The sequence below is a fragment of the Paracoccus sp. J39 genome (genome assembly GCF_000518925.1).
Taxonomy (GTDB): Bacteria; Pseudomonadota; Alphaproteobacteria; order Rhodobacterales; family Rhodobacteraceae; genus Paracoccus.
Genome location: NZ_JAEN01000003.1, coordinates 97,974 through 123,123, shown reverse-complemented (window position 1 = coordinate 123,123; position 25,150 = coordinate 97,974). Strand labels below are relative to the sequence as shown.

22 protein-coding genes and 1 pseudogene are annotated in these 25,150 nt (G+C 69.3%); 11 read left to right on the top strand and 12 right to left on the bottom strand.

The window, feature by feature from the left end:
* Positions 1 to 2: 2 nt before the first annotated feature.
* Positions 3 to 1,184 (bottom strand): efflux RND transporter periplasmic adaptor subunit, encoded by a 1,182-nt coding sequence (locus L632_RS0104005; protein ID WP_028711646.1) that lies wholly within the window; start codon positions 1,182 to 1,184, stop codon positions 3 to 5.
* 159 nt (positions 1,185 to 1,343) lie between these two features.
* Positions 1,344 to 1,532, bottom strand: a complete 189-nt coding sequence (locus L632_RS0104000) for a DUF1674 domain-containing protein (protein ID WP_028711645.1) — start codon at positions 1,530 to 1,532, stop codon at positions 1,344 to 1,346.
* A gap of 96 nt (positions 1,533 to 1,628) precedes the next feature.
* On the opposite strand from L632_RS0104000, the gene L632_RS0103995 reads away from it, so the two are divergent.
* From L632_RS0103995 to L632_RS0103950, 10 genes are all read left to right on the top strand, one after another.
* A complete protein-coding gene (locus L632_RS0103995; protein ID WP_036697294.1) occupies positions 1,629 to 2,858 on the top strand; it encodes an RsmB/NOP family class I SAM-dependent RNA methyltransferase in 1,230 nt (409 codons plus the stop codon).
* Between the two features lie 30 nt (positions 2,859 to 2,888).
* A complete protein-coding gene (locus L632_RS0103990; RefSeq protein ID WP_036697291.1) occupies positions 2,889 to 4,538 on the top strand; it encodes a heparinase II/III family protein in 1,650 nt (549 codons plus the stop codon).
* A gap of 39 nt (positions 4,539 to 4,577) precedes the next feature.
* Positions 4,578 to 6,167, top strand: coding sequence for a bifunctional phosphoribosylaminoimidazolecarboxamide formyltransferase/IMP cyclohydrolase (purH, locus tag L632_RS0103985; protein WP_028711642.1), 1,590 nt, complete (start codon positions 4,578 to 4,580; stop codon positions 6,165 to 6,167).
* Positions 6,167 to 6,850, top strand: coding sequence for a signal peptidase II (gene lspA, locus L632_RS23440; protein ID WP_028711641.1), 684 nt, complete (start codon positions 6,167 to 6,169; stop codon positions 6,848 to 6,850). The genes purH and lspA overlap by 1 nt, the downstream gene beginning before the upstream one ends.
* Before the next feature lie 32 nt (positions 6,851 to 6,882).
* Positions 6,883 to 7,449, top strand: coding sequence for a DUF3035 domain-containing protein (locus tag L632_RS0103975; RefSeq protein WP_028711640.1), 567 nt, complete (start codon positions 6,883 to 6,885; stop codon positions 7,447 to 7,449).
* A gap of 101 nt (positions 7,450 to 7,550) precedes the next feature.
* On the top strand, positions 7,551 to 8,984 hold the full coding sequence (locus tag L632_RS0103970; RefSeq protein WP_028711639.1) for a pitrilysin family protein: 1,434 nt from the start codon (positions 7,551 to 7,553) through the stop codon (positions 8,982 to 8,984).
* Positions 8,981 to 10,294, top strand: coding sequence for a pitrilysin family protein (locus L632_RS0103965; protein ID WP_028716392.1), 1,314 nt, complete (start codon positions 8,981 to 8,983; stop codon positions 10,292 to 10,294). Before L632_RS0103970 ends, L632_RS0103965 begins: the two co-directional genes overlap by 4 nt.
* 43 nt (positions 10,295 to 10,337) lie before the next feature.
* A complete protein-coding gene (mutL, locus tag L632_RS0103960) occupies positions 10,338 to 12,158 on the top strand; it encodes a DNA mismatch repair endonuclease MutL (RefSeq protein ID WP_028711637.1) in 1,821 nt (606 codons plus the stop codon).
* Positions 12,155 to 12,802 carry a sulfotransferase family 2 domain-containing protein gene (locus L632_RS0103955; RefSeq protein ID WP_028711636.1) on the top strand — a complete coding sequence of 216 codons (648 nt, stop codon included), beginning with the start codon at positions 12,155 to 12,157 and terminating at the stop codon, positions 12,800 to 12,802. Before mutL ends, L632_RS0103955 begins: the two co-directional genes overlap by 4 nt.
* Before the next feature lie 49 nt (positions 12,803 to 12,851).
* On the top strand, positions 12,852 to 13,223 hold the full coding sequence (locus L632_RS0103950) for a DUF3775 domain-containing protein (protein WP_028711635.1): 372 nt from the start codon (positions 12,852 to 12,854) through the stop codon (positions 13,221 to 13,223).
* Positions 13,224 to 13,236: 13 nt separating this feature from the next.
* Here the strand turns inward: L632_RS0103950 and L632_RS0103945 are convergent, their stop codons facing one another.
* The 5 genes from L632_RS0103945 to L632_RS0103925 all read right to left on the bottom strand — a co-directional run bounded on the left by L632_RS0103945 (position 13,237) and on the right by L632_RS0103925 (position 18,339).
* Positions 13,237 to 14,436 (bottom strand): PQQ-dependent sugar dehydrogenase, encoded by a 1,200-nt coding sequence (locus L632_RS0103945; protein ID WP_028711634.1) that lies wholly within the window; start codon positions 14,434 to 14,436, stop codon positions 13,237 to 13,239.
* 121 nt (positions 14,437 to 14,557) lie between these two features.
* Entirely contained in the window at positions 14,558 to 15,616 is a 1,059-nt protein-coding gene (locus L632_RS0103940; RefSeq protein ID WP_028711633.1) for a saccharopine dehydrogenase, read from the bottom strand.
* A gap of 20 nt (positions 15,617 to 15,636) precedes the next feature.
* A complete protein-coding gene (locus tag L632_RS0103935) occupies positions 15,637 to 16,491 on the bottom strand; it encodes a C40 family peptidase (protein WP_028711632.1) in 855 nt (284 codons plus the stop codon).
* Positions 16,488 to 17,891: a M17 family metallopeptidase gene (locus tag L632_RS0103930; RefSeq protein WP_028716391.1), complete on the bottom strand. Its 1,404-nt coding sequence runs from the start codon at positions 17,889 to 17,891 to the stop codon at positions 16,488 to 16,490. The genes L632_RS0103935 and L632_RS0103930 overlap by 4 nt, the downstream gene beginning before the upstream one ends.
* A gap of 70 nt (positions 17,892 to 17,961) precedes the next feature.
* On the bottom strand, positions 17,962 to 18,339 hold the full coding sequence (locus tag L632_RS0103925; protein WP_028711630.1) for a hypothetical protein: 378 nt from the start codon (positions 18,337 to 18,339) through the stop codon (positions 17,962 to 17,964).
* Positions 18,340 to 18,482: 143 nt separating this feature from the next.
* Here L632_RS0103925 and L632_RS0103920 point away from each other — a divergent pair, with 143 nt between their 5' ends.
* Entirely contained in the window at positions 18,483 to 19,133 is a 651-nt protein-coding gene (locus L632_RS0103920) for a carbonic anhydrase (protein ID WP_028711629.1), read from the top strand.
* A gap of 107 nt (positions 19,134 to 19,240) precedes the next feature.
* Here L632_RS0103920 and L632_RS0103915 read toward each other — a convergent pair whose 3' ends face one another.
* The 5 genes and pseudogenes from L632_RS0103915 to L632_RS0103895 all read right to left on the bottom strand — a co-directional run bounded on the left by L632_RS0103915 (position 19,241) and on the right by L632_RS0103895 (position 25,093).
* Entirely contained in the window at positions 19,241 to 20,341 is a 1,101-nt protein-coding gene (locus L632_RS0103915; protein ID WP_028711628.1) for a flagellar basal body P-ring protein FlgI, read from the bottom strand.
* Positions 20,338 to 21,255 (bottom strand): flagellin, encoded by a 918-nt coding sequence (locus tag L632_RS0103910; RefSeq protein ID WP_232220952.1) that lies wholly within the window; start codon positions 21,253 to 21,255, stop codon positions 20,338 to 20,340. The genes L632_RS0103915 and L632_RS0103910 overlap by 4 nt, the downstream gene beginning before the upstream one ends.
* Before the next feature lie 98 nt (positions 21,256 to 21,353).
* The gene (gene flgK / locus L632_RS0103905) at positions 21,354 to 22,811 is read right to left on the bottom strand and encodes a flagellar hook-associated protein FlgK (protein WP_028716390.1); all 1,458 of its coding nucleotides are present in this window, start codon (positions 22,809 to 22,811) and stop codon (positions 21,354 to 21,356) included.
* Positions 22,812 to 22,865: 54 nt separating this feature from the next.
* Positions 22,866 to 24,205: pseudogene (locus L632_RS22080) on the bottom strand (flagellar hook protein FlgE).
* 87 nt (positions 24,206 to 24,292) lie between these two features.
* Entirely contained in the window at positions 24,293 to 25,093 is an 801-nt protein-coding gene (locus tag L632_RS0103895) for a flagellar motor protein MotB (protein ID WP_028711624.1), read from the bottom strand.
* Positions 25,094 to 25,150 lie beyond the last annotated feature (57 nt).

The window sequence follows — 25,150 nt, the reverse complement described above, 5'->3', positions numbered from 1 at the left end:
GCCTAGCCTTCCCCGCGCCCGTTGGCCTCGCGCACGACGCCCTGGGCGTCGATGGTGACGGGAACGGTGGTGACCTCGGTGCCGGCGCGCAGGTTCTCCAGCCCGTCCAGGATCAGCTGCTCGCCCGGGCTGATGCCCTGGGTGACGATCCAGCTGTTGCGATAGCTGCCCTGCTCGCTCAGCGTGACCTGCTGGGCCTTGCCGTCGCGGGCGACGAAGGCGGTCAGTGTGCCGTCCGAGGCGCGGCTGGTGGCGCGCTGCGGCACCAGCACGGCGCGGGTGGTGCCCAGCGTCAGCTTCACGCGCAGGAACTGGCCGGGCAGGATCATCCCGTCGGGATTGTCGAATCGCAGCCGGATCGGCACGGTGCCGGTGGTGGGCGACACCGCGATGCCGGGGCTGACGATGCGCCCCTCGCCGCGATATTCCTCGCCGGTTTCCAGGATAAGCTGGGTCTGTACGCCGCCGTTGACCACCAGCTGGCCGGCCGTGATGCGCGCCCGGTTGCGCAGCATGCGGGCGCTGGATTCCGAGACATCGACATAGATCGGGTCGAGCTGGGTGATGGTGGTCAGCGATTCGGACTGGTTCGCCGTCACCAGATCCCCGACCGAGACCGCCGCGACATCCGCCATGCCGTCCAGCGGACTCTTGATCTCGGTCCGCTGCAGCGACAGCCGCGCCGCGTCCCGCGCGGCTTCCGCCGATTTCAGATCCGCCTCGGCCTGTTTCAGCGCCACCTCGGCATTGGCGCGCTCCACCGCCGAGACGCCCGAGCCCTCCAGCCGGCGATAGCGGGTGACGGTGTTCTGCGCCTGGGTCAGGCTGGCCTCGGCCCCCGCCACCGCGGCCTCGGCCGCGGAAAGCGCCGCGGCCAGCGTCTCGGGGTCCAGCCGGAACAGCACGTCGCCCGCCTTGACGGGCTTGCCGGGATCATAGGCGATTTCAAGCACTTCGCCGCCCACCTGCGGCCGGATGCCGGTCTGCTGGTAGGCGATGGCGCGGCCGGGCAGGGTGACGGTATAGGGCACGTCCTCCTCGGCGGTGGTCATCACGCCGACCTCGGTCGGGCCCTGCGATCCGCGTCGCCCGGCCCCCTCCTGGGCCGCTGCCTGTCCCCATGGCTGTGCCGCCAGAAGCAGCGCCAGCGCCGCGCATCTCAAAATCCCCTGCCCGGAGGTCATCTGCCGTTCCTTGCGGTTTGATGGTTGGCGCATTCTTTAGACGGCAAACCCCAATGGCAAGTAAACGGGGCAGGCATCGCCGATCACGGATTCGCCAGCAGGCCCGGTCTTCTCGGTTCTGCAGATACTCGTGCGGCGCGCGCGGGCGGGCGCGGCGGCTCAGAAATCGACGCAGATGCCCTTTTTCTCGTAATCGCCGTAGCGCACCGGCTCGGGCCCGTCGCGGCCGCCCAGTTCGACCGGCAGGTCCAGCGGCTTTGCCTTGCGGCGGCGCTCCTCGGCCTCGGCCAGCGCGCGCTGCGCGGCGGGCGGAAGATCGGCGGGCGGCAGATCCTTGCGGTCGGTCATGGCGGTTTCCCCTGCTTCGCGCTAGACCAAGCCAATCTAGGCAAGGGGCAGGCTTTGGACAAGTCACGCGGCAGAACGGTCAAGGATGCGGCACGCATGGGCGCCCTGCGCCTGCTGGCCGCGGTCGACGAGGGCGCGACGCTGGACGAGGCCGCCGCGCTGACCGAGCGTCTGCCGCCCCCCGACCGCGCCCGCGCCCGCCGCCTGGCGCTGGAGGTGCTGCGGCGCGAGGGTCGCGCCGACCTGCTGCTGGCGCCGATGCTGGCCCGCCGCCCGCGCCCCGAGATCATGCGCATCCTGCGGCTGGCCACCGTCGAGATGCTGGCGCTGGCCGAGGCGCCGCATGGCGCGGTCAATGCCGCCGTGGCGCTGGCCCGCGCCTCGGGGCAAAAGGGCCAGGCCGCCGCCGGCATGGTGAACGCGGTGCTGCGCAAGATCGCCGGCGCGGCCGAGCCCTGGGCGCGGCTTTCGCCGCAGAAGCTGCCGCCCTGGCTGCGCGGCCCCATCGTCGCCGCCTGGGGCGAGGAGGTCGCCCGCGCCATCGAGGCCGCGCATGAGGCCGGCGCGCCGCTCGACCTGACGCCGAAGGGCGCGGATTGCCCGGGCGAGGCGCTGCCCACCGGTTCGCACCGGCTGCCCGCCGGCACCCAGGTCTCGGCCTTGCCGGGCTATGAGGCGGGCGAATGGTGGGTGCAGGACGCCGCCGCGGCGCTGGCGGCGCGGCTGCTCGATCCGCGGCCGGGCGAGCGCATCGCCGATCTTTGCGCGGCGCCGGGCGGCAAGACGCTGCAGCTTGCCGCCGCCGGGGCCGAGGTCACGGCGCTGGACATCTCCGAGCCGCGCCTCGCCCGCGTGGCCGAGAACCTTTCCCGCTGCCGGCTTTCCGCCCGGCTGGTCGCGGCGGATGCGCTGGACTGGCGGCCCGACCAGCCGCTGGACGCGGTGCTGCTGGATGCCCCCTGCTCGGCCACCGGCACCATCCGCCGCCACCCGGAACTGCCGCGCATCCGCGACGGTGCGGGGCTGGCCGAGCTGACCGGATTGCAGGCGCGGCTGATCGACCACGCGCTCACGCTGCTCAAGCCCGGCGGCCGGCTGGTCTATGCCACCTGCTCGCTGCTGCCGGCCGAGGGCGAGGATCAGCTCGCCGCCGCGCTGGCCCGCCATCCCGGCCTGACGGTCGAGGCGCCGCAGGCCGCGGGGATCGAGCCGGGCTGGATCACCCCGCAGGGCGGTTTGCGGCTGCGCCCGGACCTGTGGCCGGAACGCGGCGGTATGGACGGGTTCTTCATCGCGCGCTTGCGGAAAACCGTTGGGCGGACCTAAGGTTGCGCGTCCTAAGTCAATGCGTTGCCCATGACCGATAGCACCGTCGCGCCCCGGGGATTCCTGCGCCGCCCCGAACCCAAGGCCATCGGCCATCCCGGTCGCGGCGAGCAGATCGTCGACGGCACGCTGCATCTGGGCGGCATCACCCTGTCGGGCGATTTCTTCGCCGCCGACCTGCCGCCCACGGTGGCGGCCGAGCTGCACGGCTTCGGCTGGCTCGACGACCTGGCCGCCGTCGGCACGCCGCGGGCCCGCGCCATCGCCCAGGACCACGTCCTGCGCTGGCTGCGCCGCCATCGCGAGCCCGTGGCCGGCACGCCGGAATGGATGCCCGAGGTCGCCGGGCGGCGGGTGCTGCGCTGGATCTTTCATGCCGGGATGATCCTGCCGGGTCTCGACCGCGACGGGGCGGGGCCGTATTTCCGCGCCCTCGACCAGCACCTGAACCATCTGCGCGACAGCTGGTATGACAGCGAGGACGGGCTGTGCCGGCTCGAGGCGCTGGCCGGGCTCGCCATCGGCGCCATGTCGCTGCGCGACCGCCAGACCATGGCGGCGCCGGCGCTGATCGCCCTGGCCGAGGAAGCCGATGCCATGGGCATCGACACCCTGTCCGAGGCCCGTTCGCCCGAGGCGCTGCTGGAAGCCATGGCGCTGCTGGTCTGGGCGCGGGAGGTCGCGGAGGAGGCGGGGCTGGACTTGCCCCCCGAACTGCCCGCCATCATCGCCGCCATCGCGCCGATCCTGCGGGCGCTGCGCCATGCCGACGGGGCGCTGCCCTGTTTCCACGGCGGCGGGCGCGGCGCGGCCGGGCGGCTCGACCGCTGCCTGCGCGCGGCGGAAGGGCCGGCCCTGCCGGTCGGCGGGCTGGCCATGGGCTTTGCCCGCATGGCGCGGGCGCGCAGCACGCTGATCCTGGATGCCGCGCCGCCGCCCGGCGGTCCGGCGGCGGTCCGCGCCCATGCCTCGACCCTGGCCTTCGAGCTGACCGTGGCGCGCCAGCCGCTGATCGTGAATTGCGGCCCCGGCGACGGTTTCGGCCCGCTCTGGGCCAAGGCCAGCCGCGCCACGCCCTGCCATTCGGCGCTGTGCCTGGCCGGCCTTTCGTCCTCGCGGCTGAACCCGAACCGGCAGGAGGGCGAGCCCGACATCCTGACCGAGCGTCCCGACCTGGTCTGGGCCGGGGATTGCGACGCCCTGGGCAACCTGACCGCGCCGGATTGCGGCCCGGTGCATTCCCCGGAACCGGCGCATCTGCTGGCCGGCCATGACGGCTGGCTGGCCAGCCACGGGCTGACGCATCTGCGCGAGCTCTGGCTCGATCCCGACGGCATGGGCCTGAGGGGCGAGGATTCGCTGGCGGCGCTGGATGCCAGCGCCCAGGCGCGGCTGGACCAGATCCGCCCTGACGAAGGGCTGGCCTTCGACATCCGCTTCCACCTGCACCCCGAGATCCAGGCCCGCCAGCAGGGGCAGGAGATCCGGCTGACCCTGCCCACCGGCGATGAATGGCTCTTTGCCCATGACGGCGTGGGCCAGCTGCGGCTCGAGGCGTCCTGCCTGCTCGATCGGGCGCTGGCCGAGCCGCGCCCCTCGCGCCAGATGGTGATTTCCGCCCATCTGCAGGGCCGCGCCATCCAGATCGGCTGGACCTTGGCGCGTTCCGGGGGTAGGTGACGGGCCAAATCCGCCATCCACCGCACGGGGCCCCGACCGATGACCGACCGCATTCCGCTGAAGCGCGCGCTGATTTCCGTTTCCGACAAGACCGGGCTGATCGACTTCGCGCGGGCGCTTTCGGCGCGGGGCGTCGAGATCCTGTCGACGGGCGGCACCGCCAAGGCGCTGCGCGAGGCCGGGCTGAGCGTGGTGGACGTGGCCGAGGTGACCGGCTTTCCGGAAATGATGGACGGCCGGGTCAAGACCCTGCATCCGGTGGTGCATGGCGGCCTGCTGGCGCTGCGCGACAACGAAGAGCACATGGCCGCTGCGAAATCGCACCGGATCGGCATGATCGACCTGCTGGTCGTGAACCTCTACCCGTTCGAGGCGACGGTGGCCAAGGGCGCGGCCTATGACGATTGCATCGAGAATATCGACATCGGCGGCCCGGCGATGATCCGCGCGGCGTCCAAGAACCACGCCTTCGTGACCGTGGTGGTGGACGTGCAGGATTACGCTGCCGTGCTGGCGGAACTCGACGCCAACGACGACACCACGACCTATGCCTTCCGCCAGCGGCAGGCGCAGATCGCCTATGCCCGCACCGCCGCCTATGACGCCGCGGTCTCGACCTGGATGGCGCAGGCCATCGGCGAGGAAACGCCGCGCCGCCGCAGCTTCTCGGGCACCTTGGCGCAGACCCTGCGCTACGGCGAGAACCCGCACCAGTCCGCCGCCTTCTACAAGGACGGCTCGGACCGCCCGGGCGTCGCCACGGCACGGCAATGGCAGGGCAAGGAGCTCAGCTACAACAACATCAACGACACCGACGCGGCCTTCGAGCTGGTGGCCGAGTTCGACCCGGCCGAGGGCCCGGCGGTGGCGATCATCAAGCACGCCAATCCCTGCGGCGTGGCCCGCGGCGACAGCGCCGTCGATGCCTATCGGCGCGCCTTCGACTGCGACCGCACCTCGGCCTTCGGCGGCATCATCGCGCTGAACACCACGCTCGACGCCGAGACGGCGCAGGCGATCACCGAGATCTTCACCGAGGTGGTCATCGCCCCCGAGGCCAGTGACGAGGCGAAGCAGATCTTCGCCGCCAAGAAGAACCTGCGCCTGCTGACCACCGGCGGGCTGCCCGATCCCCGGGCGCCGGGCCTGGCCTTCCGCCAGGTCGCCGGCGGCTTCCTGGTGCAGGGCCGCGACAACGGCGTGATCCTGCCCGCCGACCTGAAGGTGGTGACGAAACGCCAGCCGACCGACCAGGAACTGGCCGACCTGCTTTTCGCCTGGACCGTGGCCAAGCATGTGAAGTCGAACGCCATCGTCTATGCGCGCGAGCTGGCGACGGTCGGCATCGGCGCCGGCCAGATGAGCCGCGTCGATTCGACCCGCATCGGCAAGCGCAAGTCCGAGGACATGGCCGAGGCGCTGGGCCTGGCGCAGGCGCTGACCATCGGCTCCTCGGTCGCCTCGGATGCCTTCTTCCCCTTCGCCGACGGGGTCGAGGCGCTGGCGGCGGCGGGCGCGCGGGCGGTGATCCAGCCCGGCGGCTCGATGCGCGACGACGAGGTGATCGCGGCCGCCGACCGCCTGGGCCTGGCCATGGTCTTTACCGGCCAGCGGCATTTCCGGCACTGATGGCCGAGACCGCGACCCCCAAGCCGCGGAAAAGCCCGGCGGCCCCCCGGCGGCGCGCGAAAAAGCCGCCGCCGCGGGTCTGGCGGCCGGTCCTGCTGACGGCCGGGCTGATCTTCCTGCTGGATCAGGCGCTGAAATATCTGGTCGTGCATGTCATGCGGCTGGACCGGGTGCGCGAGATCGACCTGCTCGACCCCTGGCTGAACCTGCGCATGGCCTGGAACCAGGGCATGAATTTCGGCCTGTTCGCCAGCGACGTCGAGGTGATGCGCTGGGTGCTGATCGGCATTGCCCTGGCGGTCTGCCTGTGGGTGGCGGTCTGGATCGGCCGCGCCAAGCCGACGCGCTTTGCGCAGGTCTCGGCCGGGCTGCTGATCGGCGGCGCGCTGGGCAATGTCGTGGACCGGCTGGTCTATGGTGCGGTGGCGGATTTCCTGAACATGTCGCTGCCCGGCTGGCGCAACCCCTACAGCTTCAACGTGGCGGATATCGCCATCTTCCTGGGCGCGATGGGGCTGGTGCTGCTGCCGCCGGAAAGGAAGACGCCGACGAAGCGGCGCAAGAGCCCGTCGCGGCCCCGGTCGGCGAAACCCCGCGCGCCCGAGCCGCAGCCGCGTCCCGAGGCGCAGGGCCAGCTGGCTTTGGACGACAAGACCCGTGACGAGGCCGGCAATACGCGCTAAGAACGGCGCCAGAAGAACGTGAGGGACGGAAGATGCGGGCGATCGCGCTGACCTTGACCATGCTGGGCCTTGCCGCCTGCAGCACCGATCCGCATCTGATGAACGTCAGCGCCGGCCGCAGCAGCCCGGACGAATTCGCCATCCTGCCGACCAAGCCGCTGCAGATGCCCTCGGACCTGAACGCGCTGCCGGCGCCCACGCCGGGCGGGGCGAACATCACCGATCCGACGCCGCAGGCCGATGCGGTGGCGGCGCTGGGCGGCAATCCGGCGCAGCTTTCCGCGCAGGGCGTCGGCGCGGCGGACGGCGCGCTGATCGCCCATGCCTCGCGCCTGGGCCGCGATCCGGCGATCCGCCAGACCACCGCGCAGGAGGACGTCGAATGGCGCAGCCGCCACTCGCGCCGCCTGCTCGAGGTGCTGGCGCGGACGAATGTCTATTACCGCGCCTATGAGCCGATGACCCTGGACAGCTGGGCCGAGCTGGAGCGCTGGCGCCCGACCGGCGTGCAATTGCCCGCCGCGCCGCCGCGCGACCGGGGCGGCGCCCAGGCGGCGCCGCGCGCGGCGGATCAGGCGCCGGTGCTGCGCGGCCACTGACCCGCCTCGCGCCTCGATCACGCTTAGATGAGGGACGGCAGGCTTGCGCGCGCCCGCGCGCAAGGGCAGGGTCTGGGCGCGACCCGGAACCGGAGCCTGCCATGACCATCCTGACCCGCCTTGCGTCCCTTGCGCTGGTGCTGGCCGCGACCCCCGCGCTGGCCGAGATGCCCAAGGGAATCAGCCATTTCACCCTGGATAACGGCCTTGAGGCCGTGGTGATCGAGGATCACCGCGCCCCGGTCGTGGTGCAGATGCTGTGGTATCGGATCGGATCGGCCGATGAGCAGCCGGGCAAATCCGGCATCGCGCATTACCTGGAACACCTGATGTTCAAGGGCACCGACAAGCTGGGACCGGGCGAGCTTTCCAAGACCGTGACCGCGAATGGCGGCCGGGACAACGCCTTCACCAGCTATGACTTCACCACCTATTTCCAGCGCATCGCCAGCGACCGGCTGCCGCTGATCATGGAGATGGAGGCCGACCGCATGGCCAACCTGCGCATCGGCGAGGACGACTGGCAGGCCGAGCGGCAGGTGGTGCTGGAGGAACGCTCGCAGCGCATCGACAGCGATCCCGGCGCGCAGTTCTCGGAAGAACGCAGCGCGGTGCAGTTCTACAACCATCCCTACGGCCGCCCGGTGATCGGCTGGCGGCAAGAGATGGAGGGCCTGACCCGCGAGGACGCCATCGCCTGGTATGACGCGCATTACGCCCCGAACGCCGCGGTTCTGGTCATCGCCGGCGACGTGACGGCCGAAGACGTGCGCGAACTGGCCGAGACATATTACGGTCCCGTGCCGCCCAAGCCCGATGCCGCCCGCAAGCCGCGCCCGCAGGAGCCGATCCAGCGCTCGCCCCGGCGGATGGAGCGGGTGGACCCGCGCGTCGCCCAGCCGGTGATGATCCGCAGCGTGATCGCGCCCGAACGCAACCGGGGCGAGCAGCAGACCGCCGCGGCGCTGACGGTGCTGGCGGAGCTGCTGGCGGGCTCCAGCCAGACCTCGGTCCTGGCCCGCGATCTGGTGCTGACCGGCAAGGCGCTTTACGTCAACGCTTCCTATGACGGGTTCTCGGTCGATCCGACCACCTTCGGCCTCTCGATGGTGCCGGCGCCCGGCGTCAGCAACGAGGATGCCGAGGCGGCGCTGGACGCGGCGCTGGCGCAATTCCTGAAGGACGGTCCCGACGCGGCGCAGCTGGAACGGGTCAAGACCCGGATCCGCGCCGCCCGCGTCTATTCCCAGGATTCGGCGCATGGCCGCGCCTATGACTATGGCCAGGGCCTGGCCACCGGCCTGACCATCGAGGATGTGAACGACTGGCCCGACATCCTGGCCGCCGTCACGCCCGAGGACATCCGCGCCGCCGCGAAACTGGTGCTGGAAAACCCGGCCCCCGTCACCGGCTGGCTGCTGCCGGCGCCGGACGCGCCGGCCGAAGCCGGGGCCGATGCAGCGGCCGCCGCGCCGCAACCCGCCTCGGCCGATGCCTCCAGACCCGAAACCGCCAATCCGGGGGAAGTCGAATGATCCGCGCCCTTGCCACCCTTGCCTTCGCCCTGCTGGCCGCGCTGCCGGCGCGCGCCATCGAGATCCAGCAGATCACCTCGCCCGGCGGCATCCAGGCCTGGCTGGTCGAGGACCATTCGATCCCCTTCATCGCGCTTTCGCTGATGTTCAAGGGCGGCGCGAGCCTCGACGCGCCCGGAAAGCGCGGCGAGATGAACCTGATGACCGCGCTGCTTGAGGAAGGCTCGGGCGAGATGGATTCGGTGCAATATGCCGAGGCGGTCGAGGCGCTGGGGGCGCAGAACCGCTTCGATGTCGGCGACGACGCGCTGACCGTGAACGCCCGCATGCTGACCGAGAATCGCGATCAGGCCGCCGCGCTGCTGCGCCAGGCGCTGGCCGAGCCGCGCTTCGATCCCGACGCGGTCGAGCGGGTGCGGGCGCAGGTGCAGGCGGTGATCCGCTCCGAGGCGACCGATCCGAACGCCATCGCCAGCAAGGAGCTGGCGCGGCTGGCCTGGGGCGAGCATCCCTATGCGACCTCGATCAACGGCACGCGCGATTCGGTGGCGGCGCTGACCCGCGAGGACCTGATCGCCGCCAAGGACCGGGTGCTGGCCCGCGACCGCGTGGTGGTGGCGGCGGCGGGCGACATCACCGCCGAAGAGCTGGGCAGGCTGATCGACACGATTCTGGGCGACCTGCCCGAGCAGGGCTCGGCCCCGCTGCCGCAGCCGGCCGAGCTGCAGCTGACCGGCGGGGTGACGGCGATCGACTGGGACAGCCCGCAGACGGTGGTCAGCTTCGCCCAGGCGGGCCTGCCGATGTCCGACCCGGATTATTTCGCCGCCTTCGTGGCCAACCACATCCTGGGCGGCGGCGGGTTTTCCTCGCGCCTGATGGACGAGATCCGCGAAAAGCGCGGCCTGACCTATGGCGTCGCCACCGGCCTGTCGAACGGGCTTTACGGCGAGACCTGGCAGGGCGGCATGGCCAGCGCCAATGACAAGGTGGCCGAGGCGGTGGGACTGATCCGCAGCGAATGGGACCGTTTCGCCGAGGGCGGCGTCACGGAAAAGGAACTGGCCGACGCCAAGACCTATCTGACCGGCGAATATGCGCTGCGCTTCGACGGCAACGGCAAGATCGCCGGCATCCTGGCCGGGATGCAGCTGATCGGCCTGCCGGCGGATTACGTCAACACCCGCAATGCCCAGATCGAGGCGGTGACGGCCGAGGACGTGCAGCGCGTCGCGCAGCGCCTGCTGCATGCCGACCAGATCCGCTTCGTGCTGGTCGGCCGGCCCGAGCGCATCGACGCCACCAATTGACGAATCCTTTTCCGGCGGGCCGGGAAATGCTAGATCTGGGGGCATGAACACTCATGCCCCCAAGATGCGCCCGATTATCCGGCAGCTGGACGAGGCCGCCGCCAACCGCATCGCCGCCGGCGAGGTGGTCGAGCGCCCGGCCTCGGCGGTCAAGGAACTGGTCGAGAACGCGCTGGATGCCGGCGCGACGCGGGTGGACGTCGCCATCGCCAAGGGCGGCAAGGCGCTGATCCGGGTCGGCGACGACGGCTGCGGCATGACGGCCGCGGACCTGCCGCTGGCGCTGGCCCGCCACGCCACCAGCAAGATCGACGGCAGCGATCTGCTGGACATCCGCAGCTTCGGCTTTCGCGGCGAGGCGCTGCCCAGCCTGGGCGCCGTCGGGCGGCTTGTGATCACAAGCCGCGCCGCCGGTTTCGAGGCCGCGCAGATCGCCGTCTCGGGCGGGTGCATCGGCGCGGTCAAGCCGGCCGCCGGCAATCGCGGCACCGTGGTCGAGCTGCGCGACCTGTTCTTCGCCACCCCGGCGCGGCTGAAATTCCTGCGCAGCGACCGGGCCGAGACCCAGGCCGTGACCGAGGTGATCCGCCGCCTGGCCATGGCCGAGCCCTATGTCGGCTTCACCCTGACCGACGAGGACGAGGGCCGGGTGCTGTTCCGCGCCGATGCCGAGCAGGGCGAGCTGTTCGGCGCCCTGCAGACCCGGCTCGCGCGCGTCATGGGCCGCGATTTCACCGATAACGCCCTGCCGATCGACGCGACGCGCGACGGCATCACCCTGACCGGTTTTGCCGCCCTGCCGACCTATTCGCGCGGCGCGGCGGTGGCGCAGCATCTTTACGTCAACGGCCGGCCGGTGCGCGACAAGCTGCTGACCGGGGCGCTGCGGGCGGGCTATATGGACGTGCTGGCCTCGGGCCGGCATCCGGCGGCGGTGCTGTTCCTGACCTGCGACCCGCATCAGGTCGACGTGAACGTGCATCCCGCCAAGGCCGAGGTCCGGTTCCGCGAACCCGACATCGTCCGCGGGCTGGTGGTCAGCGCCTTGCGCCATGCGCTGGCGGGGGCGGGGCATCGCGCCTCCTCGACCGTGGCGACGGCGGCGCTGGGGGTGGCGCGGGCGGAGCCCGTTTCCGAGCCGCCGCGCCGCTATCAGGCGCATTACGGCCCCGCCCGCCCCTCGGCCCCGGCCATCGCCGCCAGCCTGGCCTTTCAGGCGCCGGGCTTTGCCGAGGCGCCGACCGCCCGGGTCGAGCCCGAGCCCGATTCCCAGCCCCAGCCTGCCGAGGCGCCGCTGGGTGCCGCCCGCGCGCAGCTGCACGAGAACTGGATCATCGCCCAGACCGCCGACGGCATCGTCATCGTCGACCAGCATGCTGCGCATGAGCGGCTGGTCTACGAACGGCTGAAGGCGCAGCTTGATGCGAACGGCATCGCCAGCCAGGCCCTGCTGATCCCCGAGATCGTCGAGCTGTCCGAAGCCGAGGCCCATCGCATCCTCGCCATCGCCGAGGAACTGGCGGCGCTGGGGCTGGTGATCGAGCCCTTCGGCGGCGGCGCCGTGGCGGTGCGCGAGGTGCCGGCGCTGATCCAGCGCCTGAACGCCGCGGCCCTGATCCGCGACATCCTGGACGACCTGGCCGATCAGGGCGCATCGGACCGGCTGCGGGCGCGGGTCGATGCGGTGCTGTCCTCGATGGCCTGCCACGGCTCGGTGCGCTCGGGCCGGCGCATGTCGGCGGACGAGATGAACGCGCTCTTGCGCGAGATGGAGCGGGTGCCGAAATCCGGCCAGTGCAACCACGGCCGCCCGACCTGGATCGAGCTGAAGCTGGCGGATATCGAGCGGCTTTTCGGGCGATGATCGTCTCGCACCGGCACCGCTATGTCTTTGTCCATATCCCCAAGACCGGCGGCACCTCGCTGACGCTGGCGCTGGAATCGCGGGTCGGCCGCGACGACATCATCCTGTCCGACACGCCCAAGGGCCGCAACCGCCGCCGCCGGGTCAAGGGCGCGGCGGCGCGCGGCCGGCTGTGGAAGCATTCGACGCTGGCCGATATCGAGGGGCTGGTGGCGCCCGAGCTGCTGGCGGGCTACCTGCCCTTCACGCTGGTGCGCAACCCCTGGGCGCGGGCGGTCAGCTATCACCGCTGGCTGCGGGACCAGAGCTTCGACCACCCCTCGGTCCGGCTGGCCAGGGCGACGGGCTTCGGCGATTTCCTGCGCGACCCGATGACGCAGGCGCAGCTTTCCGTGCCGGCGCGGCATTACCTGACCGGCTCGGCGGGCGAGCGGCCGGGACTCTATCTGCGGCTGGAGCATCTTGACGAGGACCTGCCGGAGCTGGAGGCCCGGCTGGGCTTTTCCCTGCGCCCGCTGCCGCATGAGAACCGCTCGGCCGGCGGCGACTGGCGCGCCGCCTATGACGACGACGGCGCCGCGCTCATCGCGCGGCTCGCGGCCGAAGACATCGCCCGTTTCGGCTATCGCTTCGATGCGCATTGACCGCGGCCTTCGTCGGGGCGACAAATGGACAGACGCCGGAGGTGCCGCCATGCTGGAAATCAGTCCCGAAAAGATCGCCCATGTCATCATCCGCGCCCGCGAATACGACAGCGGCGTGAACGCCTGGGCGCATAGTGGGCACCGCAAGGGCCACGGCACCCAGACCGAGCTGGCCGAATTCATCGCCAGCCTGAACGAGGACGAACAGGCCAGCCTGGTGGCGGTGATGTGGATCGGCCGCGACACCTTCGGCCCCGAGGATCTGGACGAGGCGATCGAGACCGCCAAGGCCGAGCGCAGCTCTCCGACCGAGGATTACCTGATGGGCGAGCCGCAGCTGGCCGATTACCTCGAAGCCGGGATGGAGGCCCTGGGCATTTCCCCCGAGGAGGTCGAGGACGACCTGCACCGCCCGGTCTGAGCCTCGCCGACTGTCAGGGCTGCGCCTCGCGGGCCAGCCGGACCAGCGAGCCGCGCTCGCCGTCGATCAGCACCAGCAGCGCGCCGTCGGGGGCCACCTCGATGTCGCGCACCCGGCCGATGCCCTCGGCCAGCCGCTGCTCTCCGGTGACGCGGTCGCCCTCGATCTTCAGCCGCACCACCGCCTGGGCGCGCAGCCCGCCGATCAGCGCGTCGCCGCGCCATTCCGGGAACATCGGCCCGTCATAGAACACCATGCCGCTGGGGGCGATCACCGGGTCCCAGTAATAGACCGGCTGCTCCATCCCCTCGCGGCTGGTGATGCCCTGGCCGATGGGCGCGCCGCTGTAATCCTGGCCATAGGTGATGACCGGCCAGCCGTAGTTGCGGCCCGGTTCCGGGCGGTTCAGCTCGTCCCCGCCCTGCGGCCCATGCTCGACCGTCCACAGCCGGCCCTGCGGGTCCAGCGCGGCGGACTGGATGTTGCGGTGGCCGTAGGACCAGTTCTCCGGCCGCGCCTGGCCGGGTGCGAAGGGGTTGCCGGGCGCCGGCCCGCCGCTGGCGGGGTCGATGCGCAGCACCTTGCCCAGATGCGTGCCCAGGTCCTGCGCCAGCTGCCGGGGTTCCGGCCGCGAGCGTTCCCCGGTGGTGACGAAAAGCCGGCCCTGCGGGTCGAAGACCAGGCGCGAGCCGAAATGCAGGGTCGAGGCCCAGGCCGGCTCCTGCCGGAAGATGGTCCGCACCTCCTCGAGCGCGGTGCCGTCCGCCGACAGCCGGCCGGTGCCGACCGCGGTGGCGTTCCGTCCCCCGTCCCGCGGTTCCGAGAAGCTGAACCAGACCTGCCGGGTGCTGGCGAAACCCGGGGCGACGGCCACGTCCAGCAGCCCGCCCTGCCCGCGCGCATCGACCTTGGGCAGGCCCTTCAGCGGCGCCGAAAGCGCGCCGTCGCGATAGATCCGCATGGTGCCGGCCTTTTCGGTGATCAGCAGCCCGCCATCGGGCAGCAGCGCCATGCCCCAGGGATTGCGCAGCCCCTCGACCAGCGGCATGCGGACCAGGGGCACCGCCTGCTGGATCACCGGCGCGCGGGTCTGGCCCTGAAAGGCGGGGGTCTGGCCTCGGGCATTCGGCGGCGCATCGTTGAAATCGGCCAGGGCGGCCGATCCGGCCAGCATCAGGGGCAGGGCGGCGGCAAGGGATCGAAAGGACGTCATGGCATCGGTTCCGTCACTGGGCGTCGCCCGGCGCGCGGGCGGATACCGGCCGGGGCGTCGCGATGGGCGTTCGGGGCCCAACCCGCGCCGGCCCCGGCTTGTTCCGGCGCGGCCGCGGATTTCAGTCCAATGCGGCCAGATGCGTGGCGAAGTGCGCCTGCGCCCGGGCCCAGGCCCCCTCGTCGATGCGGTCGAGCGCCTTCAGCACCGGCAGCAATTGCCCGGCATAGTCCAGCGTGCTTTCGCGCGGCAGCAACGAGGGCAGGTTGTCGATCGCCATGACGTCCAGCGGCGGCCCTTCGGCGACGCGGATCGCCGGCTGCGCCCATTCGGTGGTCCGGTCGTAGACCTTGACCGGGTTGAAATCGCTGGAGGGGTCGCAGGCGACATCGCCGATCACGGTCAGCAGCCGGCCGGGATTGACCGCCTCGGGCGGCAGCAGGACCGGGGTGTGCGGCCCGGCGAGGATGCAGTTGACGAACAGCTCATGCGCCAGGATCTCGGGGAAGGGGCCGCCGCCGGCGGTCTCGGCCATGTCCCATTTCGTGACCGGCACGCCCATGGCGGTCAGCAGGTCCGAGGCGCCGCTGCCGACCCGTCCCAGCGCGCCCACGACGATGGCATGCGGGCGCGGCGCGCCGGTGGCGTCCAGCTCGGCCCGCAGCTCGGTCAGCAGCGCCTCCTGCGAGGGCCAGGCCGCGACCGGGCCGCAGATGCCGCCGCGCCGCTGGGCCGCCCAGGCCTTGAGCGAGACGGCCGCCCCGGCGAAACCGGCCCAGTAGCCGAAGGCCGCCAGCCGGCGGCCGTTCTCGTCGGTCAGGTATTCCAGGTCGTAGAGCGTGCCGCCGCCGTCGCGAAAGCGGCGCAGCAGCGCCAGCCCGGCGGGCTGGCCCTTGTAGGCATGGCCGAACATGATGTGGCGATGGCGCAGCGGCGTGCCGTCCGCCGGCAGCTCCTTGAGGCCGAAGATGATCGCCTCGGCCGGGGCGTCGGGCCAAGAGCCCTCGGGCGCGATCTCGCCCCCGGCGGCGGCGTAATCGCCGGGGGGCAGGACGCGATGCGGGCTTTCCTCGACGGTGACGCGGAAACCCTGCGCCACCAGATCGCGCAGGCCGGCCGGGGTCAGGCCGGCGCGCCGCTCGTTGGCGCGGCTTTCCGCGCGGAGCCAGAGATGAACCATGCAGGCCTCCTTCCGTCAGGCTAGGGGAACGGGGTCCGCGCGGCAAGCGAGGGCCGCCGCGCGCCGCGGAACGGGCCCTGCCCGGCGGCCTCGATCCGGGCGATGGCCTGCGCGATGGGCTCGACGATCACCGCCATGGCCGAGGCGGTGGCGTGGATCATGCGCTCGCCGTCCAGCGCCATGCCGACATGGCCGGGCCAGAACAGCAGGTCGTTGCGGCGGATGCCGTCGCCGGCCGCGGGGAAGGCGGATTCCTGCATGTCGCTGTCGCCGGGGCAGGGCAGGGCACAGGCCCCCAGCGCCGCCTGCACCAGGCCCGAGCAGTCGATGCCGCAGCGGCTGTTGCCGCCCCACAGATAGGGCGTGCCCAGGAAAAGCTCGGCCACCGCGGCCGGATCGCCGCCGGGCCGGTCCGAGATATGCTGCGCAGGCACCCAGCCGCCCTGCGCCAGACGGGCGAAATTGCCCTGCATGGCGGCGACCGACAGCCGCGCGCCCAGCGACAGGCGCATCAGCTCGGGGGTCTTCATGTCCGGCTCGGCATAGACATGGGTGGCGGGGGCGCTGACGCGATGCGTGATCTCCGGCATCTGCTGGCTCAGCCCGTCGGCCCGCAGCCAGCCGCAATAGCCATCCGCGGCGGCCTGGACGAAAGCCCAGCCCTCCAGCTGGTCCAGCAGCGTCAGGTCGGCACCGAAATTCAGCTGCCGGTCGCGGGCGCCCTGGGGTGCGCGGCACAGATCGGCCAGCGGCGCCGCCAGCCGCACCGGGCGGCCGGGCGTATAGGCGGGGCGCTGCAGGATGCCGCGCAGCGATTCCAGGGCGACGCGCTCGGTGGCCGGGGTCAGGCGGCGGTCGGTCATGGGCGCGGTCATGGCAGGATATCCGGCAGGGCGTGAAGGATGGCGCGCATGCCCTGGCCCACGCCGCCCTTGGGCCGGCCGGGCGCGGCGGCGGGCTGCCAGCCATAGATGTCGAAATGCGCATAGGCCCGCGCCTGGCCGGCAAAGCGGCGCAGGAACAGCGCCGCGGTGATCGCCCCGGCGAACCCGCCCGAGGGGGCGTTGTCCAGATCGGCGATCGCCGGCTCGATCATCGCCTCGTAGGGCTCCCAGAAGGGCAGGCGCCAGACCGGGTCGGCATGGGCGCGGCCCGCGGCCTGGATCGCGGCGGCCAGCGCGTCGTCGTTGCAGAAGAACGGCGGCAGGTCCGGGCCAAGCGCGACCCGGGCGGCGCCGGTCAGCGTCGCCATCGAGATCAGCAGATCCGGCGCCTCTTCCTCCGCCAGCGCCAGCGCATCGGCCAGCACCAGCCGGCCCTCGGCATCGGTATTGTTGACCTCGACCGTCAGCCCCTTGCGGCTGGTCAGGATGTCGCCGGGGCGGAAGGCATTGGCGGAAATGGCGTTCTCGACCGCCGGGATCAGGACCCGCAGCCGGATGCCCGCGGTCAGGCGCAGTCGCGCCAGGGTCTCGGCCAGGCCCAGCACATTGGCCGCGCCGCCCATGTCCTTTTTCATCAGCGCCATCGAGGCGGCCGGCTTGATGTCCAGCCCGCCGGTGTCGAAGCAGACCCCCTTGCCGACCAGCGTCAGCCGCGGACCCTCGCCGGGAAAGCGCAGGTCGATGAGCCGCGGGGCCTGTGCGCCCGCCCGGCCGACGGCATGGATCATGGGGAGGTTGCGGGAGATCAGCGCGTCCCCGCGGATTACCTCGACCGAGGCGCCATGCCGCCGGGCCAGGTCCCGGGCGGCCTGTTCCAGTTCGTCCGGCCCCAGGTCCGAGGCGGGAGTGTTGATCAGGTCGCGCGCCAGATATTCGCCGGCCGCCATGGCGGCGAGCCGCTCGCGGTCAAGGGCTTCCGGGCAGACCAGCCGGGCCTGCGGCGCCTCGACGCGCTTGTAGCGGTCGAAACGGTATTGCGCGAACAGCCAGCCAAGGGCGCCCAGCGCCAGGTCGAAGCCCTCCGGGTGATTCGCCAGATGCCAGCTGCCTGCGGGCAGGGTTTCGGCCGCCCGCGCCAGCAAGAAGCGCTCGCGGGGCGGCCGATCTGCCGGCTTCGCCTCCGGGCCGATGCCGAACAACGCCCCGCTCAGCCCGCCTTCGGCCGAAGGCAGCAGGCAGAGCTGGCCCGGCTTGGCCGAGAACTTCTGCGCCCTGGCCCAGTTCGCCGCGACGGGGCCGATCTCGGGCGGCAATTCCGGCTCGGCCTCGCCCTGCCGGACCAGCCAGAGGGGCAGCGAAGGCGCATCGGGATCGGCGAATTCGGGAATCATCGGCATGCTCTTGTCTGTTTTCCGGGTCGCAGCCTAGCGCCCGTGCCGAAGGCTGCAAGGGCGGGTCCTGCTAGGAATTCTCCGGCACATCCCACAGCTCGGTCAGCGAGCGGTTGCCGATCCGCTCCAGCCGGCGGGTGGTGGCGGCCAGCGCCGGGCGGTCGCGCCGTTCCGCGCAGGCCCCGACATCGATGGCCACGCCCGCCAAGGTGACAAGCCCCACCTGCCAGGCCAGCCGCGAAAGCTGGTCGGCATTGCTGACGGCAGCGCCCAGATCGCCCTGCCGCGACGCGGCCAGCGTGCGGCGCAGGGCCAGCGCCAGCTGCTCCAGCGCCGCCCCGATGACCTGCACGGCCGTGGCCTCGCCCAGTTCGCCGATGATCTGTTCAAGCCTTTGCAAGTCGATCCGGACGGTTTCGTCCACAGCCAGAATCGCAATCTTGGTCATCCCTGCTCCATCTTGGGCCCTAGCCGCACTGAGGCGCAAACTGGCATCAATGCCTCAAGAAAAGGTTATGCGGCGCCTGCTAAACCTCTCGAACTTTATCGGTTCAGCGGCTATCACACTCGCGAACGGTAGATGAGGGATCAATGAGAGAAGCACGTCCACTGCCGCAGTATCTGGTCCAGCGCTATCACGGCTGGCGCGCGACGGCCTTCGTTGAGAATCGGGCCTGGTATCGTCGTCTGGCCGAGGGGGGCCAGCATCCCCGTGCCATGGTCATTGCCTGTTGCGATTCGCGGGTGCATGTGACCTCGATCTTCGGCGCCGATACCGGCGAGTTTTTCATTCATCGCAACATCGCAAACCTGGTGCCGCCCTATGCGCCGGATGGCGAGCAGCACGGCACCTCGGCCGCGGTCGAATATGCGGTGAACACGCTCAAGGTCGCTCATGTGGTGGTCGTCGGGCATACGAATTGCGGCGGCGTGCAGGGCTGCCATGCCATGTGCTCGGGGCACGCGCCCGAGCTTGAGGAAAAATCCAGCTTCGTCGGCCGTTGGATGGATATTCTGCGGCCAGGATATGAGCGGGTGGTCTCGCTGCCGCCAGAACAGCAGATCCGCGAGCTCGAGCGGCAGGCGGTGCTTGTTTCGCTCGAGAACCTGATGAGCTTTCCCTTCGTGAAATCCGCGGTCGAGGCAGGAAACCTGTCTCTGCACGGGGTTTTGCACGACATCGCCGAAGGAACGCTCGAGCAATACGACAACCAGGTCGAGAGCTTTGCGCCGATCATCTGAGCCTCCGGGGCGGTTCGGCGACGATCATCCCAGCAACCAGGCCCGGCGGATGACTGTCGCACGAGGTCCGGGGTGAACCTTTGTCTGCATGGGTAGCTGTTTCGGACTCAGTTCACGATGAACTCGGCATGCAGCGCGCCGGCGGCGTGGACGGCCTTGAGGATGTCGATCATGTCCCGGGGCCGGATACCCAGGGCATTCAGGCCCGCCACCACATCCGACAGCGAGGATTCGCCGGCCACCTCGGCAAAGCCGATCCCCGGCTCCTGCGTGATCTCGGCCTGGGTCCGGGGCACCACCACGGTTTCGCCGGGGGAGAACGGGTTGGGCTGCGAGACCACCGGCGTTTCCCGGACCCGCAGGGTCAGATTGCCTTGTGAGACGGCCACGCGAGAGACGCGGACGTCCTCGCCCATGACGATGGTCCCGGATTTATGATCGATCACGACGCGCGCCACGGCCTCCGGCTCGACGGTGATGTTTTCGATCTGTCCCATCAGTCGCGCCGGGTTCACCCGGCCAAGCGCATTGGTGTTGATGGCAATGGTGCCTGAATCGATAAGCTCGGCCAGGCCGCGGCCGAGCGTGCGATTGATTGCTGCCTCGACGCGGGCGGCCGTGGTAAAATCCGGGCTCCTGAGCGCCAGCCGCAAGTTGGTCATCTGGGAAAAGTCGAAGGCGACCTCCCGTTCGACCCTGGCACCCGAGGGAATGGTGCCCGTGGTGGGAACGCCCTGGACCACGGAAGCCGCAGCGCCCGAGGCCTCTGCGCCCCCAGCCAGAACCGCGCCTTGGGCAACGGCATAGACCTCTCCGTCGGCGGCATTCAGCGGTGTCATCACCAATGTGCCGCCGAGCAGGCTTTTTGCGTCCCCGATAGCGGCCACATTCACGTTGATCTGGGAACCCGCCCGGGCAAAGGGCGGCAAAGTTGCGGTGACGATCACTGCCGCGACGTTCTTGGGGCGAAAAGCCTCGTCAGTTACGTTCACGCCAAGCCTTTCCAGCAGCCCTGCCATGATCGCTTCGGTGAATGGCGCATTCCGCAGGCTGTCGCCTGAACCGTTGAGCCCGACGACAAGGCCATAGCCGACCAGATCGTTGCCTCGGACGCCGTCAATATTGGCCAGATCCTTGATGCGGACCGGCGCGGCCGTGCTGGGGGTTGCCAGCCCGATCAGGAGCAGAAGAAGGCAAAGGAATCTCATGACAGATAATCCGTCAGGGTGAGACGGGAAAGCCGAGCCGTGAGGGCATAGAGGCTTTGAATGCCGGTCTCGGTTTCCTGCAGGGCGGTCGCGGTTTCATAGGGGTCAGCCCCGATCAGGTTCAGGCGGGCGATGGAAAGTGTTGCCACCTCGGCGGCATTTCGCGTCTGGGCCTGGGTGACCACGGCCTGCCGCTGTCCCAGATCGGCCTGGGCATGTGTCAGTCCGGCGGTGGCCTTGACAAGCCGCGCGCCCGCCTCGGAAAACAACTCCCGCAAGGTTGCCTCGTCGATTGCCGCGCCGGCTGCGGAAGCATGAGCCATGATTGCCATTCCCTTGAGCGTATCGCGCAATTCCGCGGCATTCGCAGTGAGAGGGCTGCCGGTCTGATGATCGGGCGAAACCGAGAACTGCGTGCTGCCGGTATGCGCGCCCATGTAGATCGTGTCGGCAAAGCCACCTGCCCCCGCCGGAGCATCGAACCACGCGTCAATACTGCTCGCGATATCTGCAGCGGTTGCGGCGCCGGCTGTCACATTCCCCAACTCGGCGAGCATCGCGTCAAAGCTGCCCAGAGGCGCAGTGTCGGCCCTGCTGCCCGCGAAAAGGAAACGGCCGCCGATATTGGTGTTCAATGTATTGAACATCAGCCTGAAACTTCGTGCAATGTCAGAAGTTCGTGCGCGCAGGTCGCCTTCGCTCAGGATATTCGGCTCACTAAGCAATTTGGGGCCGAGGTCCTCGACCAAGGTCTGGATCTGCTCGACAGCCGCCTGCATCCCTGCGAAACGGCCATGCGCTTCCGATGCGTTCTGCTGGAACGTGGCCAACATCTTCAGTCGCGAGTCTATATGCGCGATTCCCGAGACGTCTCCGCCAAGCGCCTTGGGAATGTCTGATTTGATGCCTGTCATTACTTCCTGGGTCAAGCGGTCCAGTCTGGTTTTCAGCCCATACTGGCCAAGCCGAAGCTGGTAGGAACGCGAAAGGTCTCCGATGGAATTAAAAGAACTCATGTCAGCCTCAGGATAGCGTCAAGCATGTCATTTGCGGTCTGAAAGACCTTTGCGTTTGCGGCATAGGCACGTTCCAGCGCCAGCAGGCTTTCCATTTCCTTGTCGGTGTCGACTTCCTCGGCCAGCAGGGCGGTCTTGAGACCCACCTGCTGGGAACTGTCTTGCAACGCGATCGCTTGGGAACGAAGGCGATTGGTAGCAGCCTTGGAGGAGAGATCCGCGGCAAGCGTCTGCAAGCTTCCCGGTGCGTCAGAAAGATTCGCTGAGACCGGAATGCGCGAAGCCGAGATCGCAGAGCCCAAGCGCGCCAGCAATGCGCTTTCGCCCGCATCTCCCGCGTCAGCTGCATTGATGCCGGCGCGAATGCGCCACAATTGTCCCCCGGCGTCGGGATCGACCAATGCGTTCACCGCAATTCGTCCGGCAAGACCGGTTTCGTTTGCGGGATCGAAGGCGCCTTGGGCGTCGGTGAACAACCCTGGCCCGCCGGCATTCAGCGATGGATCGATCACAGGATCGGAGAACCGCGCATAGAGGTCGTAAGCAAAAGCGTCGATTTGCTGCTGGTAGGCAGGGGCAAGCTGATCGCGAATGGCGAAACTTGCGCTCAGAGTCCCCCCGTCCAGCATGGCTTGCTGCGTATTGGTCAGGGGCTTGCCGTTGAAGGTCAGCACGGAAAGCGCGCCGCTGGCCACGGACATGTCGGCGGTAATGCCGGCGACAGCGCCGAACTCGATTCTGGCCGGCTCAGTACCATCCAGAAGAATTGCGCCGCCCGAAGTGAAAAGAGCGACGCGGCCGTTTTCTCGCGGCACCTCTTTGATCGGCACGATATCAGAGATGCCATCTATCACTGCCTGACGCGCGTCGATCAGGGAGGAGGCGTCTTTGCCTTGTGCCGATGTGGTGACGATCTGGGTGTTCAGCTTTGCCACTTGCTCCAGTGCGGCGTTCAGCCGCGTGACATCCTTCTGGATTGTCTGTTCGGCCTTGCTGCGCTCGGCTTGGATCGCGGTAGAGATGCCGTTGATCTTCTGCGCCAGAGCCGAAGCGGTCTCGAGTACGGTGGACAATCGGATTTCGCTGTCCGGGCGGGATGCTGCGCTTGTCAGGGCGCTTTCGAAATCGGTCAGAATCTGCCCCAGCGCGGATGCTTCGGTGCCAATACCAAAGACTTTTTCCATCGTTGCGTGAAAGGCAGCCGTGGCTTGTGAGGCACCGACATTGGCTGCGGCCAATCGGTGGTCAGCCAGCAGTCCGGTCGTGATCATCCGGCTGACGCCATCAATGCTGACCCCGCCGCCGCGCTCGAGCAGGCGTGGCGACAGGTCGAGTTCGCGCCGGGCGTAGCCAGGTGTCAGGGCGTTCGCAATGTTCGACGATACGATCTCGGTGCCGCGCGAGGTTGCGGTCAGGCCGGAAACGGCATTGGAGATGGCGGATGAAATGCTCATGGAGATGCCCTGGATTTCTGCATGCGGGGCGGCCTGGCGCTGCCCCGGTCAATGTCAGCGTTTGAGATTGGCCGTTTCCTGCAGCATCTCATCAACCGTCTGGATAACCTTGGCGTTCGAGGTATAGGCACGCTGTGTCTGGATCAGATCGGTCAGTTCGGCGGCGACATCGGTGGTCGATGCCTCGCGCGAATAGCCGGCAACCGCACCGGTCGGACCATCACCGGCGTTCCAGAGATAGAACGCACCGGATTGGGGCGAGACCTTGTAGGTCTGGTTGTCCATGGCAATCAGGCCATTGGGATTGGGGACATCCACCAGCGGCACCTGATACAGGGTGCGGGTGAAGCCGGTGTCATAAGTCGCCTGAAGATAGCCGTTCTCGTCGATCTGAAGTCCAGTCAGGTTGCCGACCGGAGAGCCGTTCTTGGTGACGTTGGCCGGTGAGAACCCGGCACTGAGCTGGGTGATTCCCTGGCTGTCGCCATAGCGACCGAGATTGATGGTCATGGGCCCGTTTGCGCCGGGAACCGTCAGCAGGCCGGTCGCCGGGTCATAAGCGCCCCCAGTCACCGCGGTGACGTTGGCCAGGGTCCCGCCGCCTGCCTGGCTGTCGTTGAAGTCCAGCGTATAGGTGCCGATCAGCGATTCATCCTCGGCTGTCGCAGGGTCGTCGATGATGGCCGAATCGCGGATTTCCATGGTCCAGCTGTTCGATCGCACGCCGGCAGCGCCGGCGACATCCGGCGTGAAGGTAATCGTCATCCGTTCGGAGTTGCCGAGATTGCCGAAATATTCGACCTCCATCTCTCGGGCGTCGCCGACAGCGCCGCCGACGGCGTCGTTGGCGGGCAGGTTGACGCGCAGGTTGATCCGTGTCGTCGGATCCGCCGCCGTCTGGCTGGGATTGATCAGGATGGGCTGCAGCCCGTTGGCGGAATCGCGCGGCTGGCTGGGGATGGTGCCGTCGGCATTTGCCGGCCAGCCATCAGGACCAGGCCAGAGCTGGTGCGCAGATAACCCTGGTCGTCGGTGCGGAATGAGCCGGTGGTCGTCATGGTCAGGTCGCGCGGCGTGGTCGGACCGGAAAGCAGCGTCGCGGAACTGACGACCGGAAGCATGCCCCGGCCGGAGATGGCGATGTCCAGCGGATGCGAGGTGCTGACGAGGTTGCCGCGCTGATCGACGACCCGGCTGGTGGTGGCCCGGACACCGCCGGCCGTATATGTCCCACCGCCGCGCGCCTGGTTGATCACCATGCTTTCGAAGCTGGTATCCACCCGCTTGTAGCCATAGGTGCTGGAATTCGCGATATTGTCCGAGATGTTGGCCAGGCGCGTCGAATTCGCGGCCAGCCCGGACACCCCGGCGCTGAGGGCAGATGAGATCGACATATCGTTGTCACCCTATGTGAGTCGCTGTTGCGTCAAGTCTGCGGCCGGGGGGTTAAGATGCCGCTAACGGCGGCAGTTCCCGGCCGGCTATCTCAGTAAAATCACTTCGATCCGGTTGTTGTTCGGATCCATGGGATTGACCGACCGGTTGCGCCGGTCGGCAAAGGCGGTGACGCGCTGGATGCGGGTGCTGTCGAAACCCGCCCCCTCCAGCAGGTTGCGCAGCGCATGGGCCCGGGCATCCGAGAGCGCCCAGACCGGCGACTGGATCAGCATCTCCGGATAGGCCCTGACATGGCCGGTCAGCGCGAGCTCGTTCTTGACCCGCCCCAGCACGCCCGACAAAATCCCGGCCAGTTCCTTCATGGCCGGGGTGGGCTGGGCGCTGTCGCCGACGAAAAGCGGCTCGTCCATCAGATCGGTCAGTTCGATGACCAGCCCCTCATCGGTCATGCGGGTCACGACATGGCGCAGCAGGTTGACCTTTTGCATCGATTCCGCGCCGCTGCCGGTCAGCTGGTCCTGGATGTGCCGGACCACTTCCTCGAAACCGGATTCCTGTCCCTCGCGTGCCCGGGCGGCAAGGGTATCGCGCGAGGCGCCGGCGCCCTTGCCGGAATTCGTCTCGGCATCCTGCACCTCGCCGCCGAAGGGGCCGTCGTGGCCGCTGCGGGTGGATTGGATCAGGGTCGGGTTGAAATAATCCGCCAGCCCCTGCCGCTGCTTTTCCGTGGTGGCGTTGAGCAGCCACATGAGCAGGAAGAATGCCATCATTGCGGTCACGAAATCGGCATAGGCGACCTTCCAGGCGCCGCCGTGATGACCGCCGCCGCCCCCGGCCTGGACCCGCTTGATGATGATCGGGGCGCCGCCCCCGTTCCCGGCCATGAGCCATTCCTTTCGTTGCCTGTCCGAAAGGTCTAGCGGCGCGCGGCTAATTTCCAG